Below are 25482 nucleotides of genomic sequence, written 5' to 3'. Positions count from 1 at the left end.
CTTGAGAGGAGGCCCGGCGGCTGCCCGCCGGGGTGGCGTGTCGCCGCTTCAGAGCTTCATCGAGCCCTTGCCATGCGGACGCTCGTGGTGCTTGGCCTGGCGCTGGGGCATCTCGTCCTTGACCAGCTTGCCGTCGTCGTTAACGTCGAGAAGTGCAAACAGCTTCTTCTGCCTGTTCTCGATCTCAGCTTTGGTCAGTACGCCGTCGCCATTGGCGTCGTAACGCTTGATGATGCGTTCGGCCATGCGCTCGGCCCGCTTCTTGTTGTGGATCTGCTCGGCCAGTTCGCCGACAGTGATCTTGCCGTCGCCATCGGCGTCCGCCTTGGCGAAGCGGTTGTTCATCAGGGCCGCGAATTCCTCGAAGGTCACGTCGCCGCTTTTGTCGGTATCGGCCCTTTCGAAGCGTGACAGCTTGTCGTTGCGTCCAGGTCCGGCCTGCGTGGCAGCGTGCGCGGTGGCCGCAGCACCCGCAAGCGAGATGAACGCGATGGCCATCTTGAGCGTCTTCTTCATGGTCTTTCCTTCTGCATCGTTACCCCCGATGCCTTGCGAAGCCGGCGAGGCGTCCCCTCACCTCACCTACGCTTCGCACGAAGCAGACGGTCGAAATCAACTCGAGCCTTCTGCGACGTTTCCTTGAGATGTGCCTCGAGCACGCTGAAATCGGGCAAGTCCGTCGCCGCAAGCAACAGGTCGGAAAGCCCCGGCGGAACGTCGTTCCGCTCGAACGCGCCGGTGAGGCACAGCCTCGTCATTTGCATGATCGCCGAATAGAGTCCGTAGGCGTCGACTAGGTCCTGGCGCAGTTGCGCATCGGCAAAGGCGGGTGCCAGTCGATGCAGCACATCGACGGTTCCGGTCGTGCGATCCCTGCCCTCGATCCCGCCCGTCAACACGGCCACCTGGGCGATGAATTCGAGATCGATGAGCCCGCCGGGCACGAGCTTGATGTCCCAGAGGTCGTGTGGCGGCTTCTCTTCCTCGATCAGCTTGCGCATGTCGCGCGCCTCGGTCGCCACCTTCGCGGCATCTCGCGGCAAGGCTATGATGCCTGCCACTTCGGCATCGACCTCGGCGCACAGGGAGGCGTCGCCAGCGATGGGTCGGGCGCGGGTCAGCGCCATGTGCTCCCAGGTCCAGGCGTCCTCGCGCTGGTATTTGCGGAAGGACGAAATGTGCGTCGCAACCGGCCCCTTGTTGCCCGACGGGCGCAGCCTGAGGTCGAGTTCGTAGAGCACGCCTTCGGCCGTGGGCGCCGAGACGGCGGCGATCAGGCGCTGGGTCATGCGGGCATAATAGTGCGACGGCGCCAGCGGCTTGTCGCCATCCGACTCCTCGGCATGCTCGTCGTGGTCGTAGAGCAGGATCAGGTCGACATCGGAGCCGGCGGTGAGCTCTCGGCTGCCGAGCTTGCCCATGCCAAGGATGGTGACGCGCCCGCCTGAAATCCGGCCATGGCGCAGGGCGAACTCGGCCTGGACCGCGTCGAGTGCGGCTCCCACGGTCAGGTCGGCGAGATCGGAAAAGGCCTTGCCGGCGCGCGAGGCGTCGATGGCACCTGCGAGCAGGCGGACGCCGATCAGGAACTTCTGCTCGGCGGCGAAAATGCGCAGGCGATCCAGCACCTCCTCGTAGAGCCTGGTGCTTTCGAGGAAGGCCTGCAGGCGCGCCGCAAGATAGGCGCGATCGGGCAATTCGGACAGGAGTGCGGGATCGAGCAGGCCGTCGAAGACATGCGGCCTGCGCGTGATGATGCCGGCCAGCCGGGGTGCTGCTCCCATGATGGTGGCGAGCAGCTTGAGCAGTGCCGGGTTCGACTGCAGCAGCGAGAACAGCTGGATGCCGGCGGGCAGCCCCGCCAGAAACTCGTCGAAGCGCATCAGCGCCTCATCGGCCCGGCGCGTCTTGCCGAAGGATTCGAGCAGTGCAGGCGTGAGTTCGGTCAGGCGCTCGCGTGCTTCCGCCGACTGGGTGGCGCGGTAGCGGCCGAAGTGCCAGCTGCGGATGACGCGGCAGATGTCGGACGGGCGCTGGAAGCCAAGTTGATGCAAGGTGTGAAGCGTGTCGGGATCGTCGACATCGCCGGTGAAGACTAGATTTCCAACGCCAGACGACAGCTCGGGCGCCGTCTCGAACAGCGCCGCGTAGTGACCCTCGACTTCCTGGAGCGAGGACCTGAATACCCTGGAGAAGATCTCGGCGTCGGCAAAGCCGAGCATGTGGGCTATGCGCTCGATGCCCTCGTCGTCCTCCGGCAGCGTATGGGTCTGCTCGTCGGCAACCATCTGGATGGCGTGCTCGACCCGGCGCAGGAACCAGTACTGGCGCTCCAGCGCGTCGCGGGCCTCCATGGTGATCCAGCCACGCACGGCCAGTTGGTCGAGCATCGGCACCGTGGCGCGGCCGCGCAGTTCGGGGAAGCGGCCGCCGGCAATCAGTTGCTGGGTCTGGACGAAGAACTCGATCTCGCGGATGCCGCCACGGCCGAGCTTGACGTTGTGGCCCTTGACTGCCACCTCGCCGTGGCCCTTGTGGGCGTGGATCTGGCGCTTGATCGAATGGACGTCGGCGATGGCCGCATAGTCCATGTATTTGCGCCAGACATAGGGCTGCAGCTCCTTGAGGAAGGCTGCTCCCGCCGCGAGGTCGCCGGCCACCGGGCGCGCCTTGATCATCGCCGCGCGCTCCCAGTTCTGGCCGCGGCTCTCGTAATAATGCAATGCTGCGTGAACGGATATTGCCAGCGGCGTCGAACCGGGATCGGGCCGCAGCCGGAGATCGGTGCGGAAGACATAACCATGCTCGGTGCGGTCCTGCATGATGCGGACCAAGCGTCGGGTGAGCCGGGCGAACAAGTCGCCCGCTTCGAACGGTTCGACGATCGCCGGCGCCTCAGGATCGAAGAACACCACAAGGTCGATGTCGGATGAAAAATTGAGCTCGTGGGCGCCGAGCTTGCCCATGCCGAGCAGAATCCACCCGGACCCAGTGGACGGGTTGTCGGGATCGGGCAGCTTGAGCTTGCCCTGATTGTGGGCATCCCTGAGCAGGAAGTCGACTGCAGCACCGGTGCAGGCGTCGGCGAGATCGCTCAGCCTGACAACGCTTTGCGACGCATCTGCCTCGCCCGCGAGGTCGGCAAGCGCAATGAGGAAGTGCGCCTCCGACTTCAGGCGCCGCAGCCGCATCATCAGGACCGCCTCGGTGAGGCCGTCTTCGCGCAGCGTGCCGGCAATCGCCTCGCCGATGGCCTGAAGCCGTTCCTCGACGCTCTGGTCGAACAGGCGATCCAGTATCTCCGGCTGGCGGCGGGAGCTGTCGCGCATGAACTCGGAAAGGTCGAAGATCGCCGCAAGGAAGCTCTGCTGCGGCCCGCTGGCCTCGAGGAATGCGGCGAGCCGGTCGAGCCCCTCCTCCCTGGCCTGCCCGGCTAGCTCGGCCAGTTCGCTGCGGGCACGCTCGGGATCGAGCGGACTGAGCTCGACAACCGGGGCCAGCCGCCAATCGGAGGCTGCCTTGCTAGCCGCCACTTTTGCCATCTATTCGTCCTTCGTCCCCGGGAATCCCATCAGGACCGATAATCCGGGATTGCCAGGCAGAAGATCAAGCCGGCCGTTGTGAAACTTCATCACGGCCTTGGCGAGGCTGAGGCCGAGGCCTGAGCCTGGCTGCGAGCGGCTCTTCTCGAGCCGCACGAAACGCTCGGTGGCACGCTTGCGGTCGCCCTCGTCGGGAATGCCCTGGCCATTGTCGGAGACCAGCAGGCGGATTTCGCCGGCGTCGCGCTGCAGGCCGACCTTCACCTCAGGCTTCTCGCCCGAGCCGGCCGAATATTTGATGGCGTTGTCGACGATATTGGACAGCGCCTGGGCAATCAGTTCGCGGTTGCCGTTGATGACGCAGCTGCCGGCAACCGTCGCCTCCAGGCCGACGCCCATCTCTTCGGCGGCAGGCTCGTAGAGCTCGACGACGTCGCGAACCACCTCGGCGAGATCGACCTTGGCCAGCGCCTCGGCGGAATAGCCCGCCTCGAGACGTGAGATCATCAGGATGGCGTTGAAGGTGCGGATGAGCTGGTCGGATTCGGCGATCGTGCCTTCCAGCACCTCGCGATAGTCGGCCGCCGTCTTCTTGCCGGCCAATGCCGCCTCGGAACGGTTGCGCAGCCGCGTCAGCGGCGTCTTGAGATCGTGGGCAATGTTGTCGGAAACCTGCTTCAGCCCTTCGTTGAGATGGGCGATGCGGGCCAGCATGGCGTTGAGGTTTTCCGACAGACGGTCGAACTCGTCGCCGGCGCCGGTGACCGGAAGGCGACCGCTGAGGTCGCCGCCCATGATCCGACGGCTGGCTTCGGAGACGCCGTCGATGTGCTTGAGGGCGCGGCGGCCGACGAAATACCAGATCAGCAGGCCACCTAAAGCCATCATGCCGAGCGCCGCCATCAGGGCGCGCTGGACGACGCTTCTGAAGCGCTCCGGTTCGCCCAGGTCGCGGCCGACGAGCAGGATCATCTGGTTGGGCAGGCGCAGCACCACGGCGATGGCGTTGTGCCTGATGTCAGGAGACGGCTGTTCGGCAGCGGGCTCGGTCGCCAAGGGCGGACGCCTGCCGGTGTTTTCGCCATAACGTTCGTAGGAGAACGGCAGCTCGGTCCAGCCCTCGCGCTGCAGCACGCCTGGCTGGATGCTCTGGACGTTGCCCGACAATATCTGGCCATTGGGATCGGCGAGCAGGTAGAGGTTCGCGCCGGGCTGGCGCGACCGCTGCTCGACGACACGGACGAGCACGGGGATGCCGCCGCGCTGGTAGGCCGCGGCGAGGCCGAGCACTTCCTCGTTGATGGTGTCCTGGGTCTGGGCGGTCAGCATGCGGGCCGACAGCGAGGTCATGTAAAAGACCAGCAGCACCGCACAGATGGCAAACAGCAGCAGGTAGAGCGCCGAAAGGCGCGCCGCAGTTGTTTTCATGATGGCCGGCAGTCTGGGCGCCATCACCCCGCCTTGAGCATGTAGCCGGCACCGCGGATCGTGTGCAGGATCGGCTTTTCGAAGCCCTTCTCGATCTTGCCGCGCAGACGCGAGACGTGAACGTCGATCACATTGGTCTGCGGGTCGAAATGATAGTCCCAGACATTCTCGAGCAGCATGGTGCGTGTCACCACCTGGCCGGCGTGGCGCATCAGATATTCGAGCAGCCGATATTCGCGCGGCTGCAGCGTGATTTCCTGTGACGAGCGGCGGACGGTGTGGGACAGCCGGTCGAGCTCGAGATCGCCGACGCGGTAGAGCGTCTCGGATTCGCGCGCCGGTGCGCGGCGGTTGAGCACCTCGACGCGGGCAAGCAGCTCGGAGAAGGCATAAGGCTTGGTCAGATAGTCGTCGCCGCCGGCGCGCAGGCCGGTGACGCGGTCGTCGACTTCGCCGAGCGCTGAAAGGATGAGAACGGGAGTGGTGTTGCCGCGCGAGCGCAGGCCGGCGATCACCGAGAGGCCGTCGCGCCGGGGCAGCATGCGATCGACCACCATCACGTCATATTCGCCGGCATCGGCCAAAGCGAAGCCGGAATCGCCGTCGCCGGCGACATGGGCGGTATGACCCGCCTCGGCGAAGGCCTTCTGCAGGTAGTCCGCCGCTTCGCGATCATCTTCGATGACGAGAATCTTCATGCCGCCGTTATACGCGATTTTCCGGGATAGCAGAGGCGACATGTTGCGGTCCTCCAGACATTCGAGCGGCAGCGGGAGATAGGGGATCCCGCTGCCGCCTGGCCGAACGCGACGAGTGACAGACGCTTTCGGCACAGTCTCGGCCATCGCGCAGCCCGGGGGTGATGAAACCGCGCGATGGGAGAGACCGGTTACTCCATTCAGCCCTGGTTGATGGGCAATGCGACGAAGCGGTTCGAGTTCTCGCGGCTGACCTGGAAGAGGACGGCCTTGCGGCCCGCCTTTTCCGCGTCGGCAAGCGCCTTGCCGACATCAGCCGGGTTCTTGATCTCGACAGAGTTCACGGCGGTAATGATGTCGCCGGCCTGGATGCCGCGATCGGCAGCGCTGCTGGAAGGATCGACGTCGGTCACGACGAGACCGGCGCCGCTTTCATTGCGCGTGACAGTCAGGCCGAGATCGGCAAGCGAGGTGGCTTCGGAGGGCGCCGACTGCTCGTCGGCCGACGCCTTCTTGTCCGAACCTGGAAGCGTGCCGAGGTCGACGCTGATCGCCTCGCTCTTGCCGTTGCGCCATACCGTGACGTCGACCGCCTTGCCTGGTGTGACAGCGCCGATCAAACGGGCGAGCTCCCTCGGAGAGGCGACCTCCTGACCGTTGACCTGGGTGATGACGTCACCTGCCACGATGCCCGCCTTCTTGGCCGGGCCGGTGTCCTGGGCACTGGAAACCAGTGCACCCTTCTCGCCCTTGAGGCCGAGGGACTCCGCAATATCAGTGGTGACCGGCTGGATTTCCACGCCAAGCCAGCCACGCTGGACGCTGCCGTTCTTCATCAGGTCCCCGACGACCTGCTTGGCGGTCGAGGCCGGGATGGCGAAGGCGATGCCGACGCTGCCGCCCGACGGCGAGAAGATCGCAGTGTTGATGCCAACGACTTCGCCGTTGAGGTTGAAGGCCGGACCGCCCGAGTTGCCGCGGTTCACCGCAGCGTCGATCTGGAGGAAATCGTCATATGGGCCGGCGCCGATGTCGCGGCCACGGGCCGAGACGATGCCGGCGGTGACTGTGCCGCCGAGACCGAACGGATTGCCGACCGCCACGACCCAGTCGCCGACACGGACCTTGGCATCGTCGGCAAAGGAGACATAGGTGAACTTGGTGCCTGCGGCGTCGACCTTGAGCACGGCGAGATCTGTGCGCGGATCGGTACCGATCAGCTTGGCGTCGAATTCCTTGCCGTCATTGGTGACAACAGTATAGGCGGTGCCGTCCTCGACGACGTGGTTGTTGGTAACCAGGTAGCCGTCATCGGAAATGAAGAAGCCCGAGCCCTGGGCGACCGGACGCGGCTGCTGGTTGCCACGGTTGTTGCGCTTGAAGCGCTGACCGCCGTCCTGACCACCCTGGCCATCCGGGCCGCCGAACTGGCGGAAGAAGCGCTTCAGCGGATGGTTGTCGGGGAGGTTGTCAAAATTCTGCTGGTCTGAGAAGGGCGAGGAGCCGGTGTCGGCGGCCGGATCGATCCGGGCCTTGACCTGGACGCTCACAACGGCGGGCGAGACCTGGTCGACAACGTCGGCGAAGCTTGAAATCTGGGGTGCATTGACGCGCACGGCGTCGGCATAGGAGGGGATCGTCCCGCTGGTCATGGCGCCAAAGCCGATCGCACCTGCAAGGGCGACGGATGCGGCAGCGGCCATGAAGCGCTTGCGGGAACGCGAAAGGGGAGAATGTGCGCTGTTCATTGTCTCTGATCCTCTTGAGCGGGATGCTTTCCATCCGCATCCGATGACTCAAGAGATAGAGAGGCTCACATTACAGCTCCATTTCCGACGGATGAAACTTTCGTAATGTTTGAGAAAATCAGCTTTCCTTGCGCAGGATAACGTCGAGCGCATCCTGCTCTTCCTTGCTGAGTACAGTCGTTTCTTGCCGGCGACGCGAACGGGCAGACATGAAGACGAAAGCCCCGCCCGCCAGCAGGATGAGCACCGGCGCGCCCCAGAGCAGCGCGTTGCGCAGGTTGAAGGGCGGTTTCAAGAGCACAAACTCGCCATAGCGGGAGACGATGTAGTCCATCACCTGCTTGTCTGTATCGCCTGCCATGAGGCGCTCGCGCAGCAACACGCGAAGGTCGGCAGCGAGCTCCGCGTCGGATTCGTCAATGGACTGGTTCTGGCAGACCATGCAGCGCAGCTCTTCCGAGAGCAGCCGCGCCCGGGCCTCAAGCTTCGGATCGGCCAGCATCTCGTTCGGCTTCACCGCGAGCGCCGTGCCTGCAAGAAGGAGTGCGCCCAGGAAGGCAGCTGCTGCCGGCAGTTTCTTGATCATGAGGTCACCGGGCTCGCTTTGGCCTCAACCGTCTTGCGCCGTGCCGGCGCACCAACCCGCAGGCGACGGTCCATCAGCGACACGAAACCGCCGACCATCATCACCAGCGCGCCGCCCCAGATCAGCGTCACCAGCGGCTTCCACCAGACGCGCACGACAACGGAGCCGTCCGCCGTCTCGTCGCCCAGCGCGACATAGAGCTGGCTCAGCCACATCGTGCGGATGCCTGCTTCCGTTGTCGGCATCTGGCGCACCGGATAGAAGCGCTTGGCCGACATGATCTCGGCGGTCGGCTTGCCATTGTCGTCGAGCAGCGAGAAGCGGCCCTGGTCTTCGGTGAAGTTCGGGCCACGCACCGGATGCAGGCCGTCGAAACGCAGATGGTGTCCACCGATCTCCAGCACCTGCGCCGGCTTCATCACCAAGATCGCCTCTTTCTGGAACGACAGGACCGAGACGATGCCGAGCAGGGTCAGCCCAAGCCCGAGATGGGCAAGTGCGGTGCCGAAGACCGAACGCGGCAAGCCGAGGAAGCGGCGCAGGGCGATGCGCGGTGTCACATTGCCGAGACCCGACTTCAGCACGAGGTCGGTCAGCGACCCCAGAACCAGCCAGGCCGACAGGCCGGCCCCAAGGGCTGCGAAGACCGACGCGCCATCGACGAACAGGAAGGTGACGAGCACGGCCAGAAGGGCTGCGCCAAACGCAAACATCAGGCGCTGCGAGGCTGCGGCGATGTCGCCGCGCTTCCAGGCAAGCAGCGGGCCGAAGGGTACCAGCAGCAGCAGCGGCAACATCAGCGGGCCGAAGGTCAGATTGAAAAAGGGCTCGCCGACCGAAATCTTGTCGCCGAACAGGGCCTCGACCAGCAGCGGATAGAGTGTGCCGATCAAGACCGTCGCGGTTGCCGTGGTGAGGAACAGATTGTTCAGCACCAGCGCGCCTTCACGCGAGATCGGATGGAACAGGCCGCCCGCGGTGAGCGACGACGCCCGCAGCGCGAACAAGGCCAGCGAGCCGCCAATGAACAGCATCAGGATGCAGAGGATGAAGACGCCGCGGCTGGGATCGCTGGCAAAGGCGTGGACCGAGGTCAAGACGCCCGAGCGCACAAGGAAGGTGCCGAGCAACGACAGCGAAAAGGTCAGGATGGCAAGCAGCAGCGTCCAGATCTTCAGCGCCGAGCGCTTTTCCATGACGATGGCCGAGTGCAGCAGTGCCGTGCCGGCGAGCCAAGGCATGAACGACGCGTTTTCGACCGGGTCCCAGAACCAGAAGCCGCCCCAGCCGAGCTCGTAATAGGCCCAGTAGGAGCCCATGGCGATGCCGCCGGTCAGGAACACCCAAGCCATCAGGGTCCACGGCCGCACCCAGCGCGCCCATGCGGCATCGATGCGCCCCTCGATCAGCGCGGCGACGGCAAAGGAGAAGCAGACGGAGAAGCCGACATAGCCGAGATAGAGTAGCGGCGGGTGTACCGCGAGGCCGAAGTCCTGCAGGATCGGGTTGAGATCCTTGCCTTCGATGGGAGCTGGCACCAGCCGCGTGAACGGGTTGGACGTGATCAGGATGAAGAGCAGGAAAGCCGTGCCGATCCAGCCCTGGACGGCAATCACATTGGCGCGGAGCGTCGCCGGCAGATTGCCGCCGAAGGCCGCCACGAGCGCGCCGAAGAAAGCCAGGATCAGCACCCAGAGCAGCATAGAGCCTTCGTGGTTGCCCCAGGTACCGGTGATCTTATAGAGCAGCGGCTGCAGCGAGTGGGAGTTTTCCCAGACGTTGACCAGCGAGAAGTCCGACTGGACATAGGCGGCCGTCAGCACTGCGAACGACAGCGCGATCAGCGCGAAGCCGGTGACCGCCACCGGCCCGCCCACGGCCATCAGCCGGGCATCGCCCTTGTGGGCGCCATAAAGCGGCACCAGCGACTGCACCAGCGACAAGGCAAGCGCCAGGATAAGCGCAAAGTGACCCGTTTCGACCATCTCAGCCCCGCCCGCCAATCATTGAGTGGTTTCCTGTTGCCAGACGCCCTTTGCCTTCAGGCTGTCGGCAACCTCCTTGGGCATGTAGTTCTCGTCGTGCTTGGCCAGCACGCTGTCGGCGACAAACGTTCCGTCCGCAGCGAAGCTGCCCTCGGTAATGACGCCCTGCCCTTCTCGGAAAAGGTCCGGCAGGATGCCGGTGTAGCGCACCTTCACGGTCTTCTCGGAATCGGTGACGCCGAACGCCACCTCGGTCCCCTGCCCGCGCACGATCGATCCGTTCTCGACCAACCCGCCGAGACGTATGCGCTGGCCGGGCTCGAGGGTCGCCGTCTGCAGGTCGCCTGGCATGTAGAAATAGGAGGCCTTCTGGCCGAGCGCGTAGAAGGTCAGCGCCGTTGCCGCGCCCAGGAAAACCAGCGCGCCAGCAATGACAGAGAGGCGTTTCTGTTTGCGCGTCATGGCCTACTCCGTAACCTTTAGGCCAAGCGAGCCGGCCAGTTCGGTGAGCTTGCGGCCGTCGTCGCTGTCACGGCCAAGGGCCGTATAGGCGCGACCCAGCGCGTCCTGCGCCTGGTCGGTCTTGCCCAGCACCTGATATGAACGAACAAGCCGCAGCCAGCCTTCCGTGTCGCGCGGGTTCTGGCGCAGCTTCTCATCAAGCGTGGCGACCATGCCCTCGATCATCACCGTGCGGTCGCCCGCCGACATGGAAGCCGCGGCATCGATCTGGTCCTGGCTGGGCGCAGGTGCGCCGGCTGTCTGGTTCTGTTGCGGCACGCGGCCTTCCGCCTGCGCAATTGCCTGCTCGACAACCGAACGCCACGGCGAATCCGCAGGCACTCCGTCGGCCAACTGACGCCATACGATGGCCGCGTCGGCCGTCTTGCCTTCCTGGGCCAAAGCGATGCCAAGGAAGTAGCGCGCCTTGGGATTGGTCGGGTCGCTCTTCAGCGCATCCTCGAATGCCGAACGCGCGTCGGCGGTGACGATGCCGCCGGCGGCGGCAGCTATCGCTTCGCCAAGGCCGGATTCGCGCGCCGAGGACGAGCCGAGCAGCCGGATCGCATTGCGATAGGCAGTGACCGCGTCATTGGCGCGGCCCATGCGCATGTAGACAGGCGCCAGTACGTCCCAGCCACGGCCATCGGTGGGGTTGGCGACAAGATGAGCCTCGGCGCGCGCGATCAACTCGTCGACCGAGCTGTTGGCGGGATTCTGCGACAGGCGCGCGCTCAGCGGCTGCGAGGGAATGTCGGGCGAGCCGATCACCGTATAGACGCTCCAGCTCAACAGCGGCACTGCGAGCACGGCAACGACACCAACCAGCCGCGGCGCCAAGGACGGGCCGCTTCGCGGTGCGCTCGTGCCTTCGGCATCCAGCCTGATGATGCGGCGTGCGATCTCGGCGCGCGCCTGCTCGGCGTCGGGCGCGGCGATCAGGCCGCGCGCGGCGTCGCGCTCCACCTCCGCCAACTGGTCGCGATAGACCTCCAGGTCATGGCTCTTGTCGGCGTCGCCTTCGGCTTGGCGCGTCAAAGGCAGCAGAACCGCGAGGCTCGCACCCAGTGTCAGAAGAGCGGCAACAATCCAGAACAGCATGGCCATCTAAATAGCCAGCAGCCATCAAACTGCCAACATGGACGGGCTGCGGCTTATTGACGATTCAGCACTGAATTTCAGGCAATTGTAGGATTGTGCCTCAGGTCAGCGGCGACCAGCTGCCGTCGGCGTTGCGGCAGGCCGTTCCGCGCGAGGTCAGCGGAGTTCCGGTGGTGAACACCGTCTGCGAATATTGACGGCAGTCCTGCGAGCCGACGCGATAAGGCTGAGCCGCGATGACTTCGCCGGAGCGGCCATCGCCCTTCCAGCCAATCGCCTGGCCACCCTGGCCGTATTCCAGCGCGCGGTACTCCGCTTCCAGCGCCTTGCGGCGATCACTGTCGCTCAGGCCACTGCCGATCGAACCGCCGATCAGGCCGCCATTCATGGCGTTGATGTTACGCGCTGCGACCCTGCCGCTGGAATTTGCAGTGTCGGCGCCGGAGGACGACGGAATGATGCCGCCGCCGCTGCCCAGACCAGTGGTCGTGCAGCCGGAAACGGCAATCAGTCCCGCCACCAGTGCAACCCGCAGTCTCATATCCATCACCGGTCCCGAATTCGCTTCCACTTACAATGGCTTGGCGTCGCGTTAGTTTCCATCTTTGGCCGAAATGGGGCCGATTCGGCCAGCCATTTCTACTGCACTCCGCGCAGTTCGACGACAGCCTTCAAGCCGCCCATCGCCGAGCGCTCAAGCCGCAAGGTGCCGCCATACTCCTTGACCAGGTCGGCGACAATGGCGAGCCCCAGCCCGGTGCCCGGTTTTGTCTCGTCGAGACGCTTGCCGCGCTGCAGTGCCTCGCGCGCCTTGTCCTCGGGAATGCCCGGTCCGTCATCCTCGATCAGGATCGAAAATCGCGGCGGCTCCTCGCCAACAGGCACTGCCGTTTCGACAGACACCCTGACCGCACTGTGCGCCCATTTCATTGCATTTTCGAGGAGGTTGCCGACAACCTCCTCGAGATCTTCCCGCTCGCCGGCAAAGACGACGTCCGCCGGCGGCGTGGCCAGTGAAATGCCGGTGCCACGAGACAGCTTGTCCATGACGCGCACCATGCGTTCAAGCAGCGGCGTGACCGGCGTGCGATAGACGACGCTTTCGCGTTGCGCCGCAACACGCGCGCGCTGCAGATAATGATCGATCTGCTGCTGCATCGCCGCCGCGTGGTCGGCGATCAGTTGGCCCTTGGGACCACCCAGAGCACGACCCTCGTTGAGCATCACCGCCAGCGGCGTCTTCAGCGAATGGGCGAGATTGCCAACCTGTGTACGGGAACGCTCGACGATGCGCCGGTTGTTTTCGATCAACGCATTGGTCTCATTGGCAAGCGGCTGGATCTCGGCTGGAAAGCGCCCGGTCAGCCTTTGCGCCGTGCCTTCGCGCACCATGGCAAGCGCGTTGCGGACGCGTGCGAGCGGCTGCAGGCCGAGCAGGATGGCGATGGCGTTGATGGCGATCATGCCGAAACCGAACAGCGACAGGTAGGAAAACAGGCGCCATTCGAAGCCCGATATCTCGTCTTCCAGTTCGCTGCGATTGCCCATGACGCGAAAGCGCGCGATGCGGTTCTGCGAATCGAGCACAAACTCGCTCTCGAACACCTCGAGTTCCTCGCCGTTGATGCCGGCAATGCGGTAGTGGCGCTGGAACTCCGAATTGAACGGCGCCTCGTTGATGCTGGGCGAGGCGATCGGCTCGGTCATCGACGACGAACGCAGCTGGCCGACCAGCCCCTTCGACACCGGCTCCACCGACCAGTACCAGCCCGACTCCGGCTCCGAGAACCTGAGGTCACCCAGATCGGGACCGCCGGTCAGGGTGCCGCTGTCCGACACACCGACCGATCCGATCAGGTTGAACAGATGCGCCGACAAGAGACTGTCGAAGCCGCGCTCGCTGGTTTGGCGATAAAGCGAACCGATCACGGTGAAGATGAGCGCAAAGGCGAGGATCGCCCAGATCGTCGAAAAGGCGATGACGCGAAACGCCAGGGAGCGCGGGCCGAGGCTCAGCCCGTACCGCTTCCAGCGCGCCAGTCGTTTGCTGAGCTGTTCCGCCTTACGCCTCCGGCTCGCGCATGCGGTATCCCATACCGCGGACGGTTTCGATCATGTCGATGCCCATCTTCTTGCGAAGGCGACCGACGAACACCTCGATGGTATTGGAATCGCGGTCGAAATCCTGGTCGTAGAGGTGCTCGACCAGCTCTGTCCGCGAAACCACCTCGCCCATATGATGCATGAGATAGGCAAGCAGGCGGAACTCGTGCGAGGTCAGCTTCAGAGGCACGCCGTTGACATCAGCCTTCGAAGCCTTGGTGTCGAGCCGCACAGGACCGCAGGACAGTTCCGAGGAGGCGTGGCCGGCAGCACGTCGGATCAGGGCGCGCAAGCGGGCCAGCACCTCTTCGATGTGGAACGGCTTGGTGACGTAATCGTCAGCGCCAGCGTCAATGCCGGCCACCTTGTCGCTCCAGCGGTCGCGCGCCGTCAGCATCAGTACAGGCATCTTGCGGCCACCGCGGCGCCATTTTTCCACGACGCTGATGCCATCCATCTGCGGCAGACCAATGTCGAGGACCACGGCGTCATAGGGCTCGGTATCGCCGAGGAAATGTCCCTCCTCGCCGTCGAAAGCCTTGTCGACGACGTAGCCGGCATCGGTCAACGCCTCGGAAATCTGGCGGTTCAGGTCCTTGTCATCTTCGACGACGAGTATGCGCATGCTGTTTTACGACCAGTGGTAAGCTGCAGAAGATATAGGCGATTCCGGCCTTTCGGTGAAATCGCCGTCAGTTGGCGGGGACCACGACCTGCACGCGGCGCGGGCGCTGGCCGTCTTTCGCCGGCACGAGCACCACGATCACGCATACCGACTGCCCGCCCTGGTTGGATTCGGACGCCCTCGCCAAAGTACCACCATGCTCGTCGGCTACCTGCTGGCCGATCGCGTAGCAATCCGCAGCGGCTACAACATACTCGCCTTCGCGAGGCGGCATCTGTTCAGCCGCCGCCGCGCTGGCGAACAGGCCCGCCGCGCACAGCGCAGTCATGGCAGACCGGAATATGGAGCGAAGCGTTTTCATGCCGGGACTTCTAATACAGCAGTGCTGAACGTGGAATGAACAATGAGTTCATGCAATTGCTGCCATTGCAAGCCTTCTACTTGATGCCGGTCCGCTCCATGGCACTTAGCCTGCTGAGAATCGCCACAAGCCCCGAAAATGCTGTGATTGCCGGCAAGGCAGCGTCGCATCCGCTTCCGCGCCTTCGTAAAGCGCGCGCAACGCGCCAGCCTCCGTTCGCCTTCACGTCCAAGATGCCTCCCGATGACTGAAATGATGGACGTCCGCCGGAGTATCGGGTCTGCCCGCAACACTTTTTCGACGATATAGAAACACCAGATCACAGCCACGGCAAAAAGAATACATTCCTATAATTTCGCTTTTTCCGGATAGCTGTCGATGATGGCGCTGCCCCCTTGTCCCGTCGGGCAAAATCGGGGACAAGTCGTTCATGGGGCCGAGGGACGCGTGCCCTTAATTCGCCAGCAAGGCCAAATAAGTATATTCTCCAGGCACGCGTCGGACCTTTGCGCATGGAAAGCCCAATCGAACCCCGCAAGAAAAGAAGCCGTTTCGCCGCTGGGCTTCTGGCCATCGACGCCTGGCTCGATTCCACCCTCTATGAGTTGCGCTTCCGCGCCCAGCAATTCTGGGAAAGCGCGACGATCTTCTTCCGCCGCTTTCGCGTCAAAGGCTGGCGCCGCGGCGTCGTCGAGATGCTGAGCGAAGCCTTCACCATGGGCGCCGGCGGTTCGGTCGTGATGCTGGCGCTGGCCATGCCCGCCTTTCAGGAAACGGCAGGCGACTGGCGCAACCGCGACGACTTCGCCGTCACCTTCCTCGACCGCTACGGCAACGAGATCGGCCAGCGCGGTATCATCCAGCGCGATTCCGTGCCGGTCGACGAGATGCCGGACCATGTCATCAAGGCGGTGCTCGCCACCGAAGACCGTCGCTTCTTCGAGCATTACGGCATCGACGTCCTCGGCCTGATCCGCGCCATGTCCGAGAACATGCGCGCCAACTCAGTGGTCCAGGGCGGCTCCAGCATCACCCAGCAGCTCGCCAAGAACCTGTTCCTCACAAACGAGCGCACGGTCGAACGCAAGATCAAGGAAGCGTTTCTGTCGCTGTGGCTGGAATCCAACCTGTCCAAGAAAGAGATCCTGCAGCTCTATCTCGACCGCGCCTATATGGGCGGCGGCACGTTCGGCATCTCTGCTGCAGCCAATTTCTACTTTGGCAAGCAGGTCAAGGATCTCAACCTTGCAGAGGCGGCGATGCTCGCCGGCCTGTTCAAGGCCCCGACCAAATACGCCCCGCATATCAATCTGCCTGCAGCCCGCGCCCGCGCCAACGTGGTGCTGACCAATCTCGTCCAGGCCGGCTTCATGACCGAGGGTCAGGTGCTTTCGGCGCGACTCCACCCGGCCAACGTGGTCGACCGCGGCAAGCAGAAAAGCCCTGACTATTTCCTCGACTGGGCCTTCGACGAGGTCAAGAAGATCGCCGCCAAGTCGGGCGTTCATTCGCTGGTCGCGCGCACCACCATCGACATGAACATCCAGAACGCGGCCGAGGAGTCGGTCGAGTTCCACCTGCGCCAATATGGCAAGGAATATCACGTCAGCGAGGGCGCCATCGTCGTCATCGAGACCAACGGTGCGGTCCGCGCTCTCGTCGGCGGACGCGACTACGGTGCCAGCCAGTTCAACCGCGCCACCAAGGCGCAGCGCCAGACCGGCTCGTCGTTCAAGCCTTATGTCTACTCGACGGCGATGGAACACGGCTTCACGCCGGAATCGGTGATATCGGATGCGCCGATCAGCTGGGGCAACTGGTCACCGAAGAACTACACACGCGGCTATTCCGGGCGGATGACGCTCGCCACAGCTCTGATCAAGTCGATCAATACCGTGCCTGTGCGTCTCGCCAAGGAACACCTGACCATAGCGCCGATCAAGGCCATGGCCGAGGCGATGGGTGTCGAGTCCCCTGTCAGTTCACACAAGACGATGGTGCTCGGCACCTCCGGCCTCACCGTCATGGATCAGGCAACAGGCTACAGTGTGCTGGCCCAGAATGGCCTCGTCGGCACCCGTCACGGCATCACGCAGCTCGTCACCCATTCCGGCAAGTTGATCTATGACTGGTCCAAGGACGGCACGCCGCCGCATCGGGTTCTGTCGGAACAGGCGGTTTCGTCGATGAATTCGATCATGGTCCAGATCCCGGAGACCGGCACCGCGCGAAAGGCCGCCCTGCCCAACATCCGCTCGGCGGGCAAGACCGGCACCACCCAGTCCTATCGCGACGCCTGGTACATCGGTTTCACCGGCAACTACACGGCCGCCGTCTGGCTCGGCAATGACGACTTTTCGCCAACCAACAAGATGACCGGCGGTTCGCTGCCTGCAATGGTCTGGCAGCGCCTCATGGCCTACGCCCACCAGAACATCGATCTGAAGCCGATACCGGGCATCAAGAACCCGTTCGTCGATCCGGCCCAGATCGCCAAGGCCGAGGAGGCGGCAAAGGCTGGAACCGACCAGGCCGCAGCAGACGCGGCCGACCGTCCACCCGTGCTGTCGAGCACGACGACGCGGACGCTGCGCGAGATCGCCGACTTCTTCCACAACGCGCCGGCAATCGAACCGCCAGCCGAACCCGAGACGCTTTCGGCGCTGTGACCTTGCGGGCGGCCTCACAGCAGCAGTTCCCGTACCGGTTGCAGCCGTTCCCGGCTTGCCTTCCCGGCGCGAGGCAGGATATTCCTCCGCCAACTCCAGTCTGCGGCGGCTCATGCTGAAACAATCGATCCTGATAGGTCTGGCGCTAGCCATCGCCATCGGCGGAGGTGCCGCAAGCGTCGGCATGATCCTGAAGTCGCAGGAAGGCATCGGTGCCGTGTCGATCGGGCCCTGGACGGCCTTCCCGGACAGCGGCACGCCCGACGCCGATCCCTACTCCAAGGCTCGCGTGGCGCGTGACGGCATCCTCGCGCTCGGCCGCGCTGAGGGCCTCGCCTTTGTTGCCGAACGCGATTCCAGCGGCACCCATCTCAAGCGCGAATGCAGCTACCGCGTCGAAGGCGGCCTGCCGGTCGCGCGCTTCTGGACGCTCTACGCCTCGGACAAGGACCAGATGGCGCTGAAGTCGGGCATGCGCCGCGACGGCGAGCTGCATTCGCTCGAAGTGCTGCGCCAGCCCGACAATTCGGTCGAGATATCAGTCGGCGCCAAAGCCGTGCCGGGCAACTGGCTCGCGGTTTCAGGCGTCGGCGACATGAACCTGGTGCTCACGCTCTACGACACCCCGATCGCCAGCAGCACCGGCCTGTCCGATATCGAGATGCCGCGCATCGTCAGGGTCCAGTGCAATGCTTAGGCTCCTTCATGCGCTCGTCATCGGCCTTGTCGGTGCGGGCATTGCCCACATCGTCATCCTGCTCTTGGTGCCCAGTTTCTCTGAACGGGACGCCTGGTCTCGGCTTGCCATGGTCGCTGGTCCCAACAAGATCGTGCGCCTCGACCAGGAAGTCGGCGGCGCGCCGGTCGTGAAGTCTCTCGATCCGTCGTTCTTCGAGGCCGCCTGCCGCTTCGACCTCGCCGAGGGCGTCGTTCGCATCGACAATGCTGGCAAGGTTCCGTTCTGGTCGGCCTCGGTCTACGATCGCAGCGGGCAGAACATCTACAGCTTCAACGATCGCACCTCGCCGGACGGCGGCCTCGATTTCGTCGTGCTGACCCCGGCCCAGATGATCGAACTGCGCAAGGAACTGCCGCCGGAATTCGAGAAATCGATCTTTGTCGAAACGCCAATCGACGAGGGTATCGTCGTCGTCCGCGTCTTCGTGCCCGACGACAGCTGGAAGCCCGAGGTGTCGCGCTTCCTCGACGGCATCAACTGCGAGATCCAGTAACCCTGCCCGTCCGGATCAGTGTCGCGGCAGAGGATCGTTGCGGCGCGGAGCACTGGCCCGGCCGACGCGTTCGACACCAGTAACGGCGTCCTTGACGCGCTCGTAGCGAACGCCCGGAAAAATGATGATGGATGCCGAAGTTTCCGCTGATCTCGGGGATTTGCGGACGGCCGCACGGCGCGGCATGAATGACACAACGCTGCCCATGGTTGGCGATTTCCCTCTCGGTTTTACCGGAGCAAGCACGCAACGCCTCCGTCTCGATAAGGCCAGCAGAGAGTTAACGTACTGCTAACAAATCGCCGCTAAGTTTATGTTCATCTTCGGGGACATCAGAAACGCAGCGCCGTGGCCGGGGTCGCTTCCGAAGCAGTATCGAGTTGTGTCAGGCGTACCGTGTCAGCATCGGACTTCAGGCAAATCGCCATAGGGCGCGAGACCGGCAAGCCCGAGCGGCTGTTCCGGGCGGCGGTATCCGCTTTCTGCGCGTTGCCGCGTCCATCGCGCCGCGAAATCTCCCAGCTCGAAGACCTGACCCTGCCGTTGTTCGAGAACGTGTCGGTCGAGGCTCGTCGCTTCGTTGCAGCCGCCCTGTCCGAAAGCGAGTATGCACCGCCCGGCCTCGTGCGCCGGCTTTGCGACGACAGCGTCGATATCGCAGCCCCGCTGCTGATCCGCTCGCCACTTCTGTCGGACGTGACACTCATCGCCCTGATCGGCCGTCACGGGCTGCCGCATGCGCGCGCTATCTTCAGGCGTCCCAATCTCAACCCGACCATCGCCGACCTGATCCGGGTGCTTGAAAAGCCACGTCTCGTCTATCCGGAAACGTCCCCGGTGGAATCAGCTTCCCAGCCGGAACGGGGACAGGCCGCCGCGGCAGCTTCGCTCAGCCACGATCCCCTGCCCGGCGAACTGGCGGAGACCGTGCGCCGCAGATTGCGCTCGATGATGGCGCCAAACGACGGCCACGAGCTCTCGCAGCCCGAAACGATCGTCCGTCCTTCGTCCTATGAGAAATTGAAGACGACCGCCCTCACCGGTAACAATGCCTTCTTCCAGACGGCACTGGCCGATGCCCTTGAGATCGATTTCCAGACAGCCCGCGCCATCACCGAGAAGGCAGGCTATTCCTCGCTTATCGATGCACTGAAAGCGCTCGACCTGCCTGAAGAACATGCCTTCCTGCTCGCATCGGCAACCTTCCCCGGCCAATTCGCCCATGCCGAGGCAATTCGGTTGTTCCTAGACCGCTACCGCCTGCTGCACCGTGACGTTGCCCTCGACCGTGTCAGGGACTGGAAGGCAGCGGCCGTCGGCGCGCGCATCCGCAGCAACGCCGAGCGCCTGCAACGCAGGGCGGCCGGCGATCCGCCGAAAGGCGACCGGCTCAGGGCGTCGTAAGCGCCAGAAGGTCCTTGATCTCGGTCTTTCCGGCCTCGATCTCGACGACCCAGATATCGGGGTCGAAGCGCCGCTCGCGCTCCAGCCGCTTTTCGATAGCCTCACTATCGTCATTGCTGTCGAGAAGGCTGAACTGGCGTTCGTCGGGCCGTGCGGTGTCGTAGCTCGACTGCGGCGCGGGCCCGTATAGGCTTGTCTGGCCGAAGCGGTCGCGCGTCAACACGAACACGGCGCCCGCTTCGGTCGCCCCCTTGCTGATTATGGCGCCAAAGCCGCCATCGCCGAACACCCTTCGCAGAAGAGCCGATACCCAGAAATCGGTGGTTACGCGCATGTGCCGGCCCGTCGCAGTTTCGATGGGCCTCTATACCGCCCATCCGGCGACGCGGACAGGCTTGATGCGCAAGCTAATTGGTCAGGCCGATCTCGCGCATCTTGGCGTAGACAGCCTGGTCGGGTTCCCCCGTCTCGGGCAGGCCGAACAGCGCCTGGAACTCGCGGATAGCCGATTTGGTCCTGGCTCCGATCACGCCATCGACGTCGATGCCGTCATTGCCGAACGCCTTGAGTCCCACCTGGATCTTCTTGATGCGCGCATCGAGATCGACTTCCCTAGCGGGTACGGGCCGTGCTGGCGCGGAGGCCGGCGTCACCAGACTGCGCGGTGCAGGCGCCTGCGCCTGCTCCACCCTGGGCTTCGGCGTCGGCGTAATCCCGGCAGTGGTATCTCGAGCCCCGAGTTGCTGAAGCAGCGACTGGTCGATCTCGCCCGTCGCAGCTAGGCCGACCTTCTTCTGATAGGCCTGGATGGCGCTGCGTGTTGCAGGCCCGTTGAGGCCGTCAACCGTGCCGCCGTAGAAATTGAGGTCCTTCAGAATGCTCTGAACCTGCTCGACCGCAGGATTGCCCTCGGGCAATTGCGCCGTCTGCGCCGGTTCCGGACGCTCGATCTTGATCGTCGTTTCCGAGGCGTCAGGCGCCATGTCAGGAAACTGGACGGCTTCGCGGGTGGAGAAGAATGCGCCCTTGTGTGCGTAAGGCTGATACCAAAGGGCGTTGGCCGAAACATAGAACAGCGCAACCAGGAAAGCGGTCGAGCCGCCGACCAGCACCGGATTGCGCGCGATCATGCCGCCGAGAGCCAGCGCGCCGTCCTGGAGGGCGCTGCGTTCCTCGACGACCTTCCGCTTAGCTTGCTTTGCGGAGCGAGCCATCGTGCTTCTCCTTGGTCCTGCCGGCCGGAAGGCGCATCAGTTCGCCCTTCGCCTCCTGCGAGGGGCGGAAAGCCGGGCCTTCGATCGGCAAGCTGATGGTAACCGTGGTGCCCTCGCCCGGCGCGCTCTCGATCGACATCGTGCCGTCGTGCAAGGCCACCAGTCCCTTGACCAATGAGAGGCCAAGGCCAGTGCCTTCGAAGCGGCGGGTGTAGTCGTTCTGGATCTGCATGAACGGCGTGCCCAGTCGCGACAGGTCCTCCTCGGCGATGCCGATGCCGGTGTCGGACACCCAGAAATGCAGGCGCGAGCCCAACCGCTTGGCGCCGATGCCAACCCGGCCGCCATCGGGCGTGAACTTCACCGCATTCGACACGAGGTTGATCAGCATCTGCTGGATCGCGCGCCGGTCGGCCTTGATCTCGCCGATGCCAGCGGCAACTTCGACCGCCAGATCAAGCGCCTTGGCCTCGGCCTGCAGCGTCATCATCGAAGCGCACATGTCGACCGCCTCGCGGAACTTGAACGGCTCGGGATTGATGGCGTAGCAGCCGGATTCGATCTTGGAGACGTCAAGGATCGAGTTCACGACGTCGAGCAGATGCTGGCCCGATTCACGGACGATGCCGACATATTCCTTCTGGCGCGGCTCCTGGAGCGGGCCGAACATCTCGTGCAGGAGCATGTCCGAGAAGCCGATGATGGCATTCAGCGGTGTCCGCAGTTCGTGGCTCACGGCGGCCAGGAAATTGCCCTTGGCAAGTTCGGCGCTCTTAACAGCATTGGCGGCGGCGGCAAGCTCGCTGCGCAGTTCTGCCACGGTGTCGTTCTCGCGCACGACCACGACGATCGACTGCGCCTCGCCCTTCATCATTTCCAGGGCGAACGGGCGGAAGTTGTCGACGGTGTCGTTGTCGTTGAACTTGGGCAGGCGCAGGCGCAGTTCGACGCCGCGCATCTCGGCGCCGTCGCGCATGTCGGCCAGCGCGCAGAGATAGGCAACCCGGTCGGCGACATGAATACGGTCGAACAGCGCTGTACCCAGCAGCAGCTCGGGCTGCAGGCGCAGCATGGCGCGCGCCTGCTCGGAAACGTCGACGACGTCGCCATTGTGGCCGATCCGCAGGACCACCGCCTTGAGTATCTGTTCCAGAGCATCTGCGGGCGCCTTGACGTGTTCGTCCGCGCCGTTGCCGACAAACTCCATGGCCCTAACCAGATAGACCGCAGCCCAGGCAGCAGGCAGCAGCCACTGCCAGACCGATGCTGTCGCACCCTCTGCAAACGACATGCTGCCGAGCAAGCCCTGAAGCATAAGTGCCGCGACCGCGGCACAGACGCCCAACAGGGCCGCCTTGCGCGTCCGCCAAACCCAGAGTGCCTCAAGCGGCAAGGCTGCAACCAGAAGCGTTGCAGGTGACGTCAATCCGCCGGCGGCAGCGACGATTGCGGCAACCGCAACCGCGCCGCCGAGCAGCGCAGTCACGCCGATCTGGGCGGCTTTGCCTGTCGCTGCGATGCTCAGTGCGGCAAGCCAGCTCAGGCTGAAGGCAGCGAAGATCACGGCGAAGATGGCGGCAGCACCAAGATTTGCGGAGACCAGCACAACGCCGGCGCCGGCCACGATAAAGGGAGCGCCCAGCAACAGGCCGACGAGCCGCCGCTGGCGCAGCCGCTCGGAACCTTCGATCGACGGATGGACCAGCCGGTCGCAGCCGCCGGCCATCGCGCCGGAAAACTCACCGTATCTGGACATGAAAAAACTCAACGCTACGCACTCTTCCGTGGTCCGCTTTGCGGCTCTTGTCTGGTTGGTCCCCAAACTCGCATTGAGCCTTTAATGAAGCGATAAAGCTGGCTGACCAGAACCGTGGCTCACGGCGAATATCGGGACGATTGGGCCGACATTCGAGAACAGTTCTTGCCATGGTAAATGGAGGGTTATTTGCCGAGCGCCGGCAAATGATCGACCAAAACCCTGCCTGCGCGCGCCATTGCGTCCGTTTTTTAATTTAAATCAATTGCTTACAATCTAGGCCCAAAATCGCCGCCGCCAAGCAACACGGAGCCGTCGTTCAACCGTTAAACTTTGGTGAAAAGGCAACTGGAAATGCAACCGTTTGAATCAAGCGCTCCTTTCCTCGTTCGTGCCATTGTCTTCGTCGACAACAACGAGGCCGCCACAACAAGAGCGGCCCGGCTGCTAACAAGAGGCACTCCATGGGCTTTCTCATAAGGACCGCATTCTGGTTCTCGCTCGTCCTGCTCTTTCTTCCGCTCGGCACCGGCCCGGACGGAGAGAGCCGGGTGAGCCCGTTGCAAGCCCTGTTTGCCGCGCGTGAAGCCGTCGGCGACATCGCCGCAATCTGCGAGCGCAAACCCGAGGTCTGCGAGACCGGCAAGGCAGCGATGCAGACCATCGGCGAACGAGCCCGCGAAAGCGCCCGCATCGCCTACGAAGTTCTCGACCAGAATTTTGGCAAGCCTGATACCGCGACCCAGACCGGCAGCGTGCCCGCGGGCGACGATGCGCCTGCCCTGCCCGCCGAAGCGGCTCCCCTCCCGGCCAAGGCTCCGGTTCTTCCGGCCAAGACGCCGGCGCATTGATCTCAACAATCGGAATTTCCAGAATTGGCCGCTAGGCCCCACCGCAGGCGGCTTGCCTCCGCTGCCTGCGGTGTTTCTTTTTTCGTGACGGATGGCGCCCCTGCGACTATATGCAGAGCACCATGACGACCTCGATCGACACGATCCGCGACGACTTTTCCTTCCTTGAAGAATGGGAGGATCGTTATCGCTATGTCATCGAGCTAGGCGAGGCTCTTCCGACCTTCCCCGAGAGCGAGCAGACCGACGCCAACAAGGTCCAGGGTTGCGTCAGCCAGGTCTGGCTCGTCACCCACAAGGGCGACGGCAACGATCCGGCGATCCGCTTCGAGGGCTATTCCGACGCCCATATCGTGCGTGGCCTTGTGGCCATCATGCTGGCCCTGTTCTCCGGCCATCGCGCCAGCGAGATCCTCGCCACCGATGCGGAGGCGACGCTGAGGGAGCTCGGCCTCAACGAACACCTGTCGCCCCAGCGTGCCAATGGCCTGCGTTCGATGGTCAAGCGTATCAAGCGCGACGCCGAGGCAGCGCTGCACCAGCTCGCCTGAGCCTCAGCCCATCCTCGGGCTGCAAGCGCCCCCAATGCAGAACCTTGCGACTGGCGCCGGCATTGGCCTGCGGATTGTGCGCGCCAGCCCGCCCAGCGCCGACGTACCGTCCAGCCGCGCTCCATCTCCACAATTTCCAGCCTCTTGAGAAAACAAGCAAACGTCGATCAGGACGCCTGAAAGCTCGGGGCCAACCGCGCGGCATTCAGGCAAAACAGGCTCGTCGAACTAACCGACGCACGCCGGCGGGCGGCATTGCAGCTCCGCTGCGGCATCGAGCCCACCGACGCGCTGTCAGGCGAGCAGGCATCGACGCGGGCCTTGCTAAAGCGCCTCGAACGGGCGATCGAGCGCGAGGGATCAACCGCCGCTGGAGCTACGACCTCAACAGTCATATCGCACTCAAGCAGGTGCGCGACCGCCTGCAAGGCGAGGCCCCTGGCGGACCGGCGCGCCCGTCGCTCAAACCACGACGGCGACGCCCCAAAAGCAATACGGCGCCCAAGGGCGCCGCTCGCTAACGCATCGGCCCGAAAATCGAAAAACGATCTCCGGAACGCACAATGCTCAAATTCAACAGGCTAGAGCGCCGTTTGCGCGTCCGTCAGGACGTTCGGCGCTCCAAAACAGTGACGCGGGCTTTTACTTGCCCTTGCGCTTGCGCCCCAAACCCATCTTCTTGGCCAGCTGCGAACGGGCGGCCGCATAGTTCGGCGCCACCATCGGATAGCTGGCGTCAAGGCCCCACTTCTCGCGGTACTGATCCGGCGTCATGTTGTAGTGGGTCATCAGGTGACGCTTGAGCGACTTGAACTTTTTGCCGTCTTCAAGGCAGATGATGTAGTCGTCATGCACAGACCGCTTGGGATTGACGGCCGGCTTCTGCTTGTCGGCGGGCGGCGCCTCGGCGACATTTCCGACGCGGCCGAGAGCCGCGTGGACATCGGCGATAAGTCCCGGAAGTTCTCCCACCGGAACCGGATTGTTGCTGACATAGGCTGCCACCACATCGGCGGTCAGTTCGATCAGCGTTTCGTTGTTTGTTGCAGGCGTTTCGGAAGTATCCATATGCTTCAGGCCCCAATGTGACTGATTGTTTTTTTGCCCGATGTTTCGACCGGGATGCG

General features: G+C 63.9%; 24 protein-coding genes. 7 read left to right on the top strand and 17 right to left on the bottom strand.

The features are described from left to right. Positions 1–48: 48 nt before the first annotated feature. From B015_RS0107105 to B015_RS0107045, 13 genes are all read right to left on the bottom strand, one after another. Complete coding sequence (locus B015_RS0107105; RefSeq protein ID WP_018426983.1) at positions 49–516, bottom strand: EF-hand domain-containing protein; 468 nt, start codon at positions 514–516, stop codon at positions 49–51. Positions 517–578: 62 nt separating this feature from the next. Further along, positions 579–3542: a bifunctional [glutamine synthetase] adenylyltransferase/[glutamine synthetase]-adenylyl-L-tyrosine phosphorylase gene (locus B015_RS0107100; protein WP_018426982.1), complete on the bottom strand. Its 2964-nt coding sequence runs from the start codon at positions 3540–3542 to the stop codon at positions 579–581. Beyond that, positions 3543–4994 carry an ATP-binding protein gene (locus B015_RS0107095; RefSeq protein WP_018426981.1) on the bottom strand — a complete coding sequence of 484 codons (1452 nt, stop codon included), beginning with the start codon at positions 4992–4994 and terminating at the stop codon, positions 3543–3545. Continuing rightward, positions 4994–5668, bottom strand: coding sequence for a response regulator transcription factor (locus B015_RS0107090; protein WP_018426980.1), 675 nt, complete (start codon positions 5666–5668; stop codon positions 4994–4996). The genes B015_RS0107095 and B015_RS0107090 overlap by 1 nt, the downstream gene beginning before the upstream one ends. 200 nt (positions 5669–5868) lie before the next feature. Next, positions 5869–7416 carry a Do family serine endopeptidase gene (locus tag B015_RS0107085; RefSeq protein WP_026226990.1) on the bottom strand — a complete coding sequence of 516 codons (1548 nt, stop codon included), beginning with the start codon at positions 7414–7416 and terminating at the stop codon, positions 5869–5871. 118 nt (positions 7417–7534) lie between these two features. Continuing rightward, the gene (locus B015_RS0107080) at positions 7535–8002 is read right to left on the bottom strand and encodes a cytochrome c-type biogenesis protein (protein WP_018426978.1); all 468 of its coding nucleotides are present in this window, start codon (positions 8000–8002) and stop codon (positions 7535–7537) included. Then, entirely contained in the window at positions 7999–9987 is a 1989-nt protein-coding gene (locus tag B015_RS0107075; protein WP_018426977.1) for a heme lyase CcmF/NrfE family subunit, read from the bottom strand. The genes B015_RS0107080 and B015_RS0107075 overlap by 4 nt, the downstream gene beginning before the upstream one ends. An 18-nt stretch (positions 9988–10005) precedes the next feature. After that, positions 10006–10449: a cytochrome c maturation protein CcmE gene (gene ccmE / locus B015_RS0107070; RefSeq protein WP_018426976.1), complete on the bottom strand. Its 444-nt coding sequence runs from the start codon at positions 10447–10449 to the stop codon at positions 10006–10008. Positions 10450–10452: 3 nt separating this feature from the next. Further along, complete coding sequence (ccmI, locus tag B015_RS0107065) at positions 10453–11589, bottom strand: c-type cytochrome biogenesis protein CcmI (protein ID WP_026226989.1); 1137 nt, start codon at positions 11587–11589, stop codon at positions 10453–10455. A gap of 100 nt (positions 11590–11689) precedes the next feature. After that, a complete protein-coding gene (locus tag B015_RS0107060; RefSeq protein WP_018426974.1) occupies positions 11690–12130 on the bottom strand; it encodes a hypothetical protein in 441 nt (146 codons plus the stop codon). 98 nt (positions 12131–12228) lie between these two features. After that, a complete protein-coding gene (locus tag B015_RS0107055; protein WP_026226988.1) occupies positions 12229–13605 on the bottom strand; it encodes an ATP-binding protein in 1377 nt (458 codons plus the stop codon). Positions 13606–13651: 46 nt separating this feature from the next. Continuing rightward, positions 13652–14317, bottom strand: a complete 666-nt coding sequence (locus B015_RS0107050; protein ID WP_018426972.1) for a response regulator transcription factor — start codon at positions 14315–14317, stop codon at positions 13652–13654. Between the two features lie 67 nt (positions 14318–14384). Further along, entirely contained in the window at positions 14385–14678 is a 294-nt protein-coding gene (locus B015_RS0107045) for a hypothetical protein (protein WP_018426971.1), read from the bottom strand. A gap of 35 nt (positions 14679–14713) precedes the next feature. On the opposite strand from B015_RS0107045, the gene B015_RS0107040 reads away from it, so the two are divergent. The 5 genes from B015_RS0107040 to B015_RS0107015 all read left to right on the top strand — a co-directional run bounded on the left by B015_RS0107040 (position 14714) and on the right by B015_RS0107015 (position 19983). Continuing rightward, positions 14714–14929 (top strand): hypothetical protein, encoded by a 216-nt coding sequence (locus B015_RS0107040; RefSeq protein WP_018426970.1) that lies wholly within the window; start codon positions 14714–14716, stop codon positions 14927–14929. A 261-nt stretch (positions 14930–15190) separates the two neighbouring features. After that, on the top strand, positions 15191–17347 hold the full coding sequence (locus tag B015_RS0107035) for a PBP1A family penicillin-binding protein (protein WP_018426969.1): 2157 nt from the start codon (positions 15191–15193) through the stop codon (positions 17345–17347). Positions 17348–17459: 112 nt separating this feature from the next. After that, positions 17460–18044 (top strand): DUF1214 domain-containing protein, encoded by a 585-nt coding sequence (locus B015_RS0107030; protein WP_018426968.1) that lies wholly within the window; start codon positions 17460–17462, stop codon positions 18042–18044. Further along, positions 18037–18579 (top strand): DUF1254 domain-containing protein, encoded by a 543-nt coding sequence (locus tag B015_RS0107025; RefSeq protein WP_018426967.1) that lies wholly within the window; start codon positions 18037–18039, stop codon positions 18577–18579. The genes B015_RS0107030 and B015_RS0107025 overlap by 8 nt, the downstream gene beginning before the upstream one ends. Before the next feature lie 396 nt (positions 18580–18975). Then, on the top strand, positions 18976–19983 hold the full coding sequence (locus B015_RS0107015; protein WP_018426965.1) for a hypothetical protein: 1008 nt from the start codon (positions 18976–18978) through the stop codon (positions 19981–19983). On the opposite strand, the gene B015_RS0107010 is transcribed toward B015_RS0107015, so the two are convergent. From B015_RS0107010 to B015_RS0107000, 3 genes are all read right to left on the bottom strand, one after another. After that, positions 19970–20317 carry a DUF1491 family protein gene (locus B015_RS0107010; RefSeq protein ID WP_026226987.1) on the bottom strand — a complete coding sequence of 116 codons (348 nt, stop codon included), beginning with the start codon at positions 20315–20317 and terminating at the stop codon, positions 19970–19972. The genes B015_RS0107015 and B015_RS0107010 overlap by 14 nt on opposite strands. Before the next feature lie 73 nt (positions 20318–20390). Next, positions 20391–21197 carry a peptidoglycan-binding protein gene (locus B015_RS0107005; protein WP_018426963.1) on the bottom strand — a complete coding sequence of 269 codons (807 nt, stop codon included), beginning with the start codon at positions 21195–21197 and terminating at the stop codon, positions 20391–20393. Next, positions 21172–22953, bottom strand: a complete 1782-nt coding sequence (locus B015_RS0107000) for a PAS domain-containing sensor histidine kinase (RefSeq protein ID WP_245262134.1) — start codon at positions 22951–22953, stop codon at positions 21172–21174. The genes B015_RS0107005 and B015_RS0107000 overlap by 26 nt, the downstream gene beginning before the upstream one ends. Before the next feature lie 464 nt (positions 22954–23417). On the opposite strand from B015_RS0107000, the gene B015_RS0106995 reads away from it, so the two are divergent. Together B015_RS0106995 and B015_RS0106990 are read left to right on the top strand one after the other, a co-directional pair. Next, a complete protein-coding gene (locus B015_RS0106995) occupies positions 23418–23804 on the top strand; it encodes a DUF5330 domain-containing protein (RefSeq protein ID WP_018426961.1) in 387 nt (128 codons plus the stop codon). 122 nt (positions 23805–23926) lie between these two features. Beyond that, positions 23927–24355 (top strand): SufE family protein, encoded by a 429-nt coding sequence (locus B015_RS0106990; RefSeq protein ID WP_026226985.1) that lies wholly within the window; start codon positions 23927–23929, stop codon positions 24353–24355. A gap of 642 nt (positions 24356–24997) precedes the next feature. Here the strand turns inward: B015_RS0106990 and B015_RS0106985 are convergent. Then, positions 24998–25423, bottom strand: coding sequence for a MucR family transcriptional regulator (locus B015_RS0106985; RefSeq protein WP_018426959.1), 426 nt, complete (start codon positions 25421–25423; stop codon positions 24998–25000). Positions 25424–25482 lie beyond the last annotated feature (59 nt).

Origin of the sequence: Hoeflea sp. 108 (assembly GCF_000372965.1) — a bacterium.
Taxonomy (GTDB): domain Bacteria; phylum Pseudomonadota; class Alphaproteobacteria; order Rhizobiales; family Rhizobiaceae; genus Aminobacter.
The sequence above is the reverse complement of the archived record's forward strand: the minus strand, read 5'-3'. Positions and strand labels throughout refer to the sequence as shown.

What these genes read in the sequence shown, in the direction of transcription:
- B015_RS0107105 (WP_018426983.1), bottom strand. Translation starts at nt 516, where the DNA reads ATGAAGAAGACGCTCAAGATGGCCATCGCGTTCATCTCGCTTGCGGGT.
- B015_RS0107100 (WP_018426982.1), bottom strand. Translation starts at nt 3,542, where the DNA reads ATGGCAAAAGTGGCGGCTAGCAAGGCAGCCTCCGATTGGCGGCTGGCC.
- B015_RS0107095 (WP_018426981.1), bottom strand. Translation starts at nt 4,994, where the DNA reads ATGGCGCCCAGACTGCCGGCCATCATGAAAACAACTGCGGCGCGCCTT.
- B015_RS0107090 (WP_018426980.1), bottom strand. Translation starts at nt 5,668, where the DNA reads ATGAAGATTCTCGTCATCGAAGATGATCGCGAAGCGGCGGACTACCTG.
- B015_RS0107085 (WP_026226990.1), bottom strand. Translation starts at nt 7,416, where the DNA reads ATGAACAGCGCACATTCTCCCCTTTCGCGTTCCCGCAAGCGCTTCATG.
- B015_RS0107080 (WP_018426978.1), bottom strand. Translation starts at nt 8,002, where the DNA reads ATGATCAAGAAACTGCCGGCAGCAGCTGCCTTCCTGGGCGCACTCCTT.
- B015_RS0107075 (WP_018426977.1), bottom strand. Translation starts at nt 9,987, where the DNA reads ATGGTCGAAACGGGTCACTTTGCGCTTATCCTGGCGCTTGCCTTGTCG.
- ccmE (WP_018426976.1), bottom strand. Translation starts at nt 10,449, where the DNA reads ATGACGCGCAAACAGAAACGCCTCTCTGTCATTGCTGGCGCGCTGGTT.
- ccmI (WP_026226989.1), bottom strand. Translation starts at nt 11,589, where the DNA reads ATGCTGTTCTGGATTGTTGCCGCTCTTCTGACACTGGGTGCGAGCCTC.
- B015_RS0107060 (WP_018426974.1), bottom strand. Translation starts at nt 12,130, where the DNA reads ATGAGACTGCGGGTTGCACTGGTGGCGGGACTGATTGCCGTTTCCGGC.
- B015_RS0107050 (WP_018426972.1), bottom strand. Translation starts at nt 14,317, where the DNA reads ATGCGCATACTCGTCGTCGAAGATGACAAGGACCTGAACCGCCAGATT.
- B015_RS0107045 (WP_018426971.1), bottom strand. Translation starts at nt 14,678, where the DNA reads ATGAAAACGCTTCGCTCCATATTCCGGTCTGCCATGACTGCGCTGTGC.
- B015_RS0107040 (WP_018426970.1), top strand. Translation starts at nt 14,714, where the DNA reads ATGAACAATGAGTTCATGCAATTGCTGCCATTGCAAGCCTTCTACTTG.
- B015_RS0107035 (WP_018426969.1), top strand. Translation starts at nt 15,191, where the DNA reads ATGGAAAGCCCAATCGAACCCCGCAAGAAAAGAAGCCGTTTCGCCGCT.
- B015_RS0107030 (WP_018426968.1), top strand. Translation starts at nt 17,460, where the DNA reads ATGCTGAAACAATCGATCCTGATAGGTCTGGCGCTAGCCATCGCCATC.
- B015_RS0107025 (WP_018426967.1), top strand. Translation starts at nt 18,037, where the DNA reads ATGCTTAGGCTCCTTCATGCGCTCGTCATCGGCCTTGTCGGTGCGGGC.
- B015_RS0107010 (WP_026226987.1), bottom strand. Translation starts at nt 20,317, where the DNA reads ATGCGCGTAACCACCGATTTCTGGGTATCGGCTCTTCTGCGAAGGGTG.
- B015_RS0107005 (WP_018426963.1), bottom strand. Translation starts at nt 21,197, where the DNA reads ATGGCTCGCTCCGCAAAGCAAGCTAAGCGGAAGGTCGTCGAGGAACGC.
- B015_RS0107000 (WP_245262134.1), bottom strand. Translation starts at nt 22,953, where the DNA reads ATGTCCAGATACGGTGAGTTTTCCGGCGCGATGGCCGGCGGCTGCGAC.
- B015_RS0106995 (WP_018426961.1), top strand. Translation starts at nt 23,418, where the DNA reads ATGGGCTTTCTCATAAGGACCGCATTCTGGTTCTCGCTCGTCCTGCTC.
- B015_RS0106990 (WP_026226985.1), top strand. Translation starts at nt 23,927, where the DNA reads ATGACGACCTCGATCGACACGATCCGCGACGACTTTTCCTTCCTTGAA.
- B015_RS0106985 (WP_018426959.1), bottom strand. Translation starts at nt 25,423, where the DNA reads ATGGATACTTCCGAAACGCCTGCAACAAACAACGAAACGCTGATCGAA.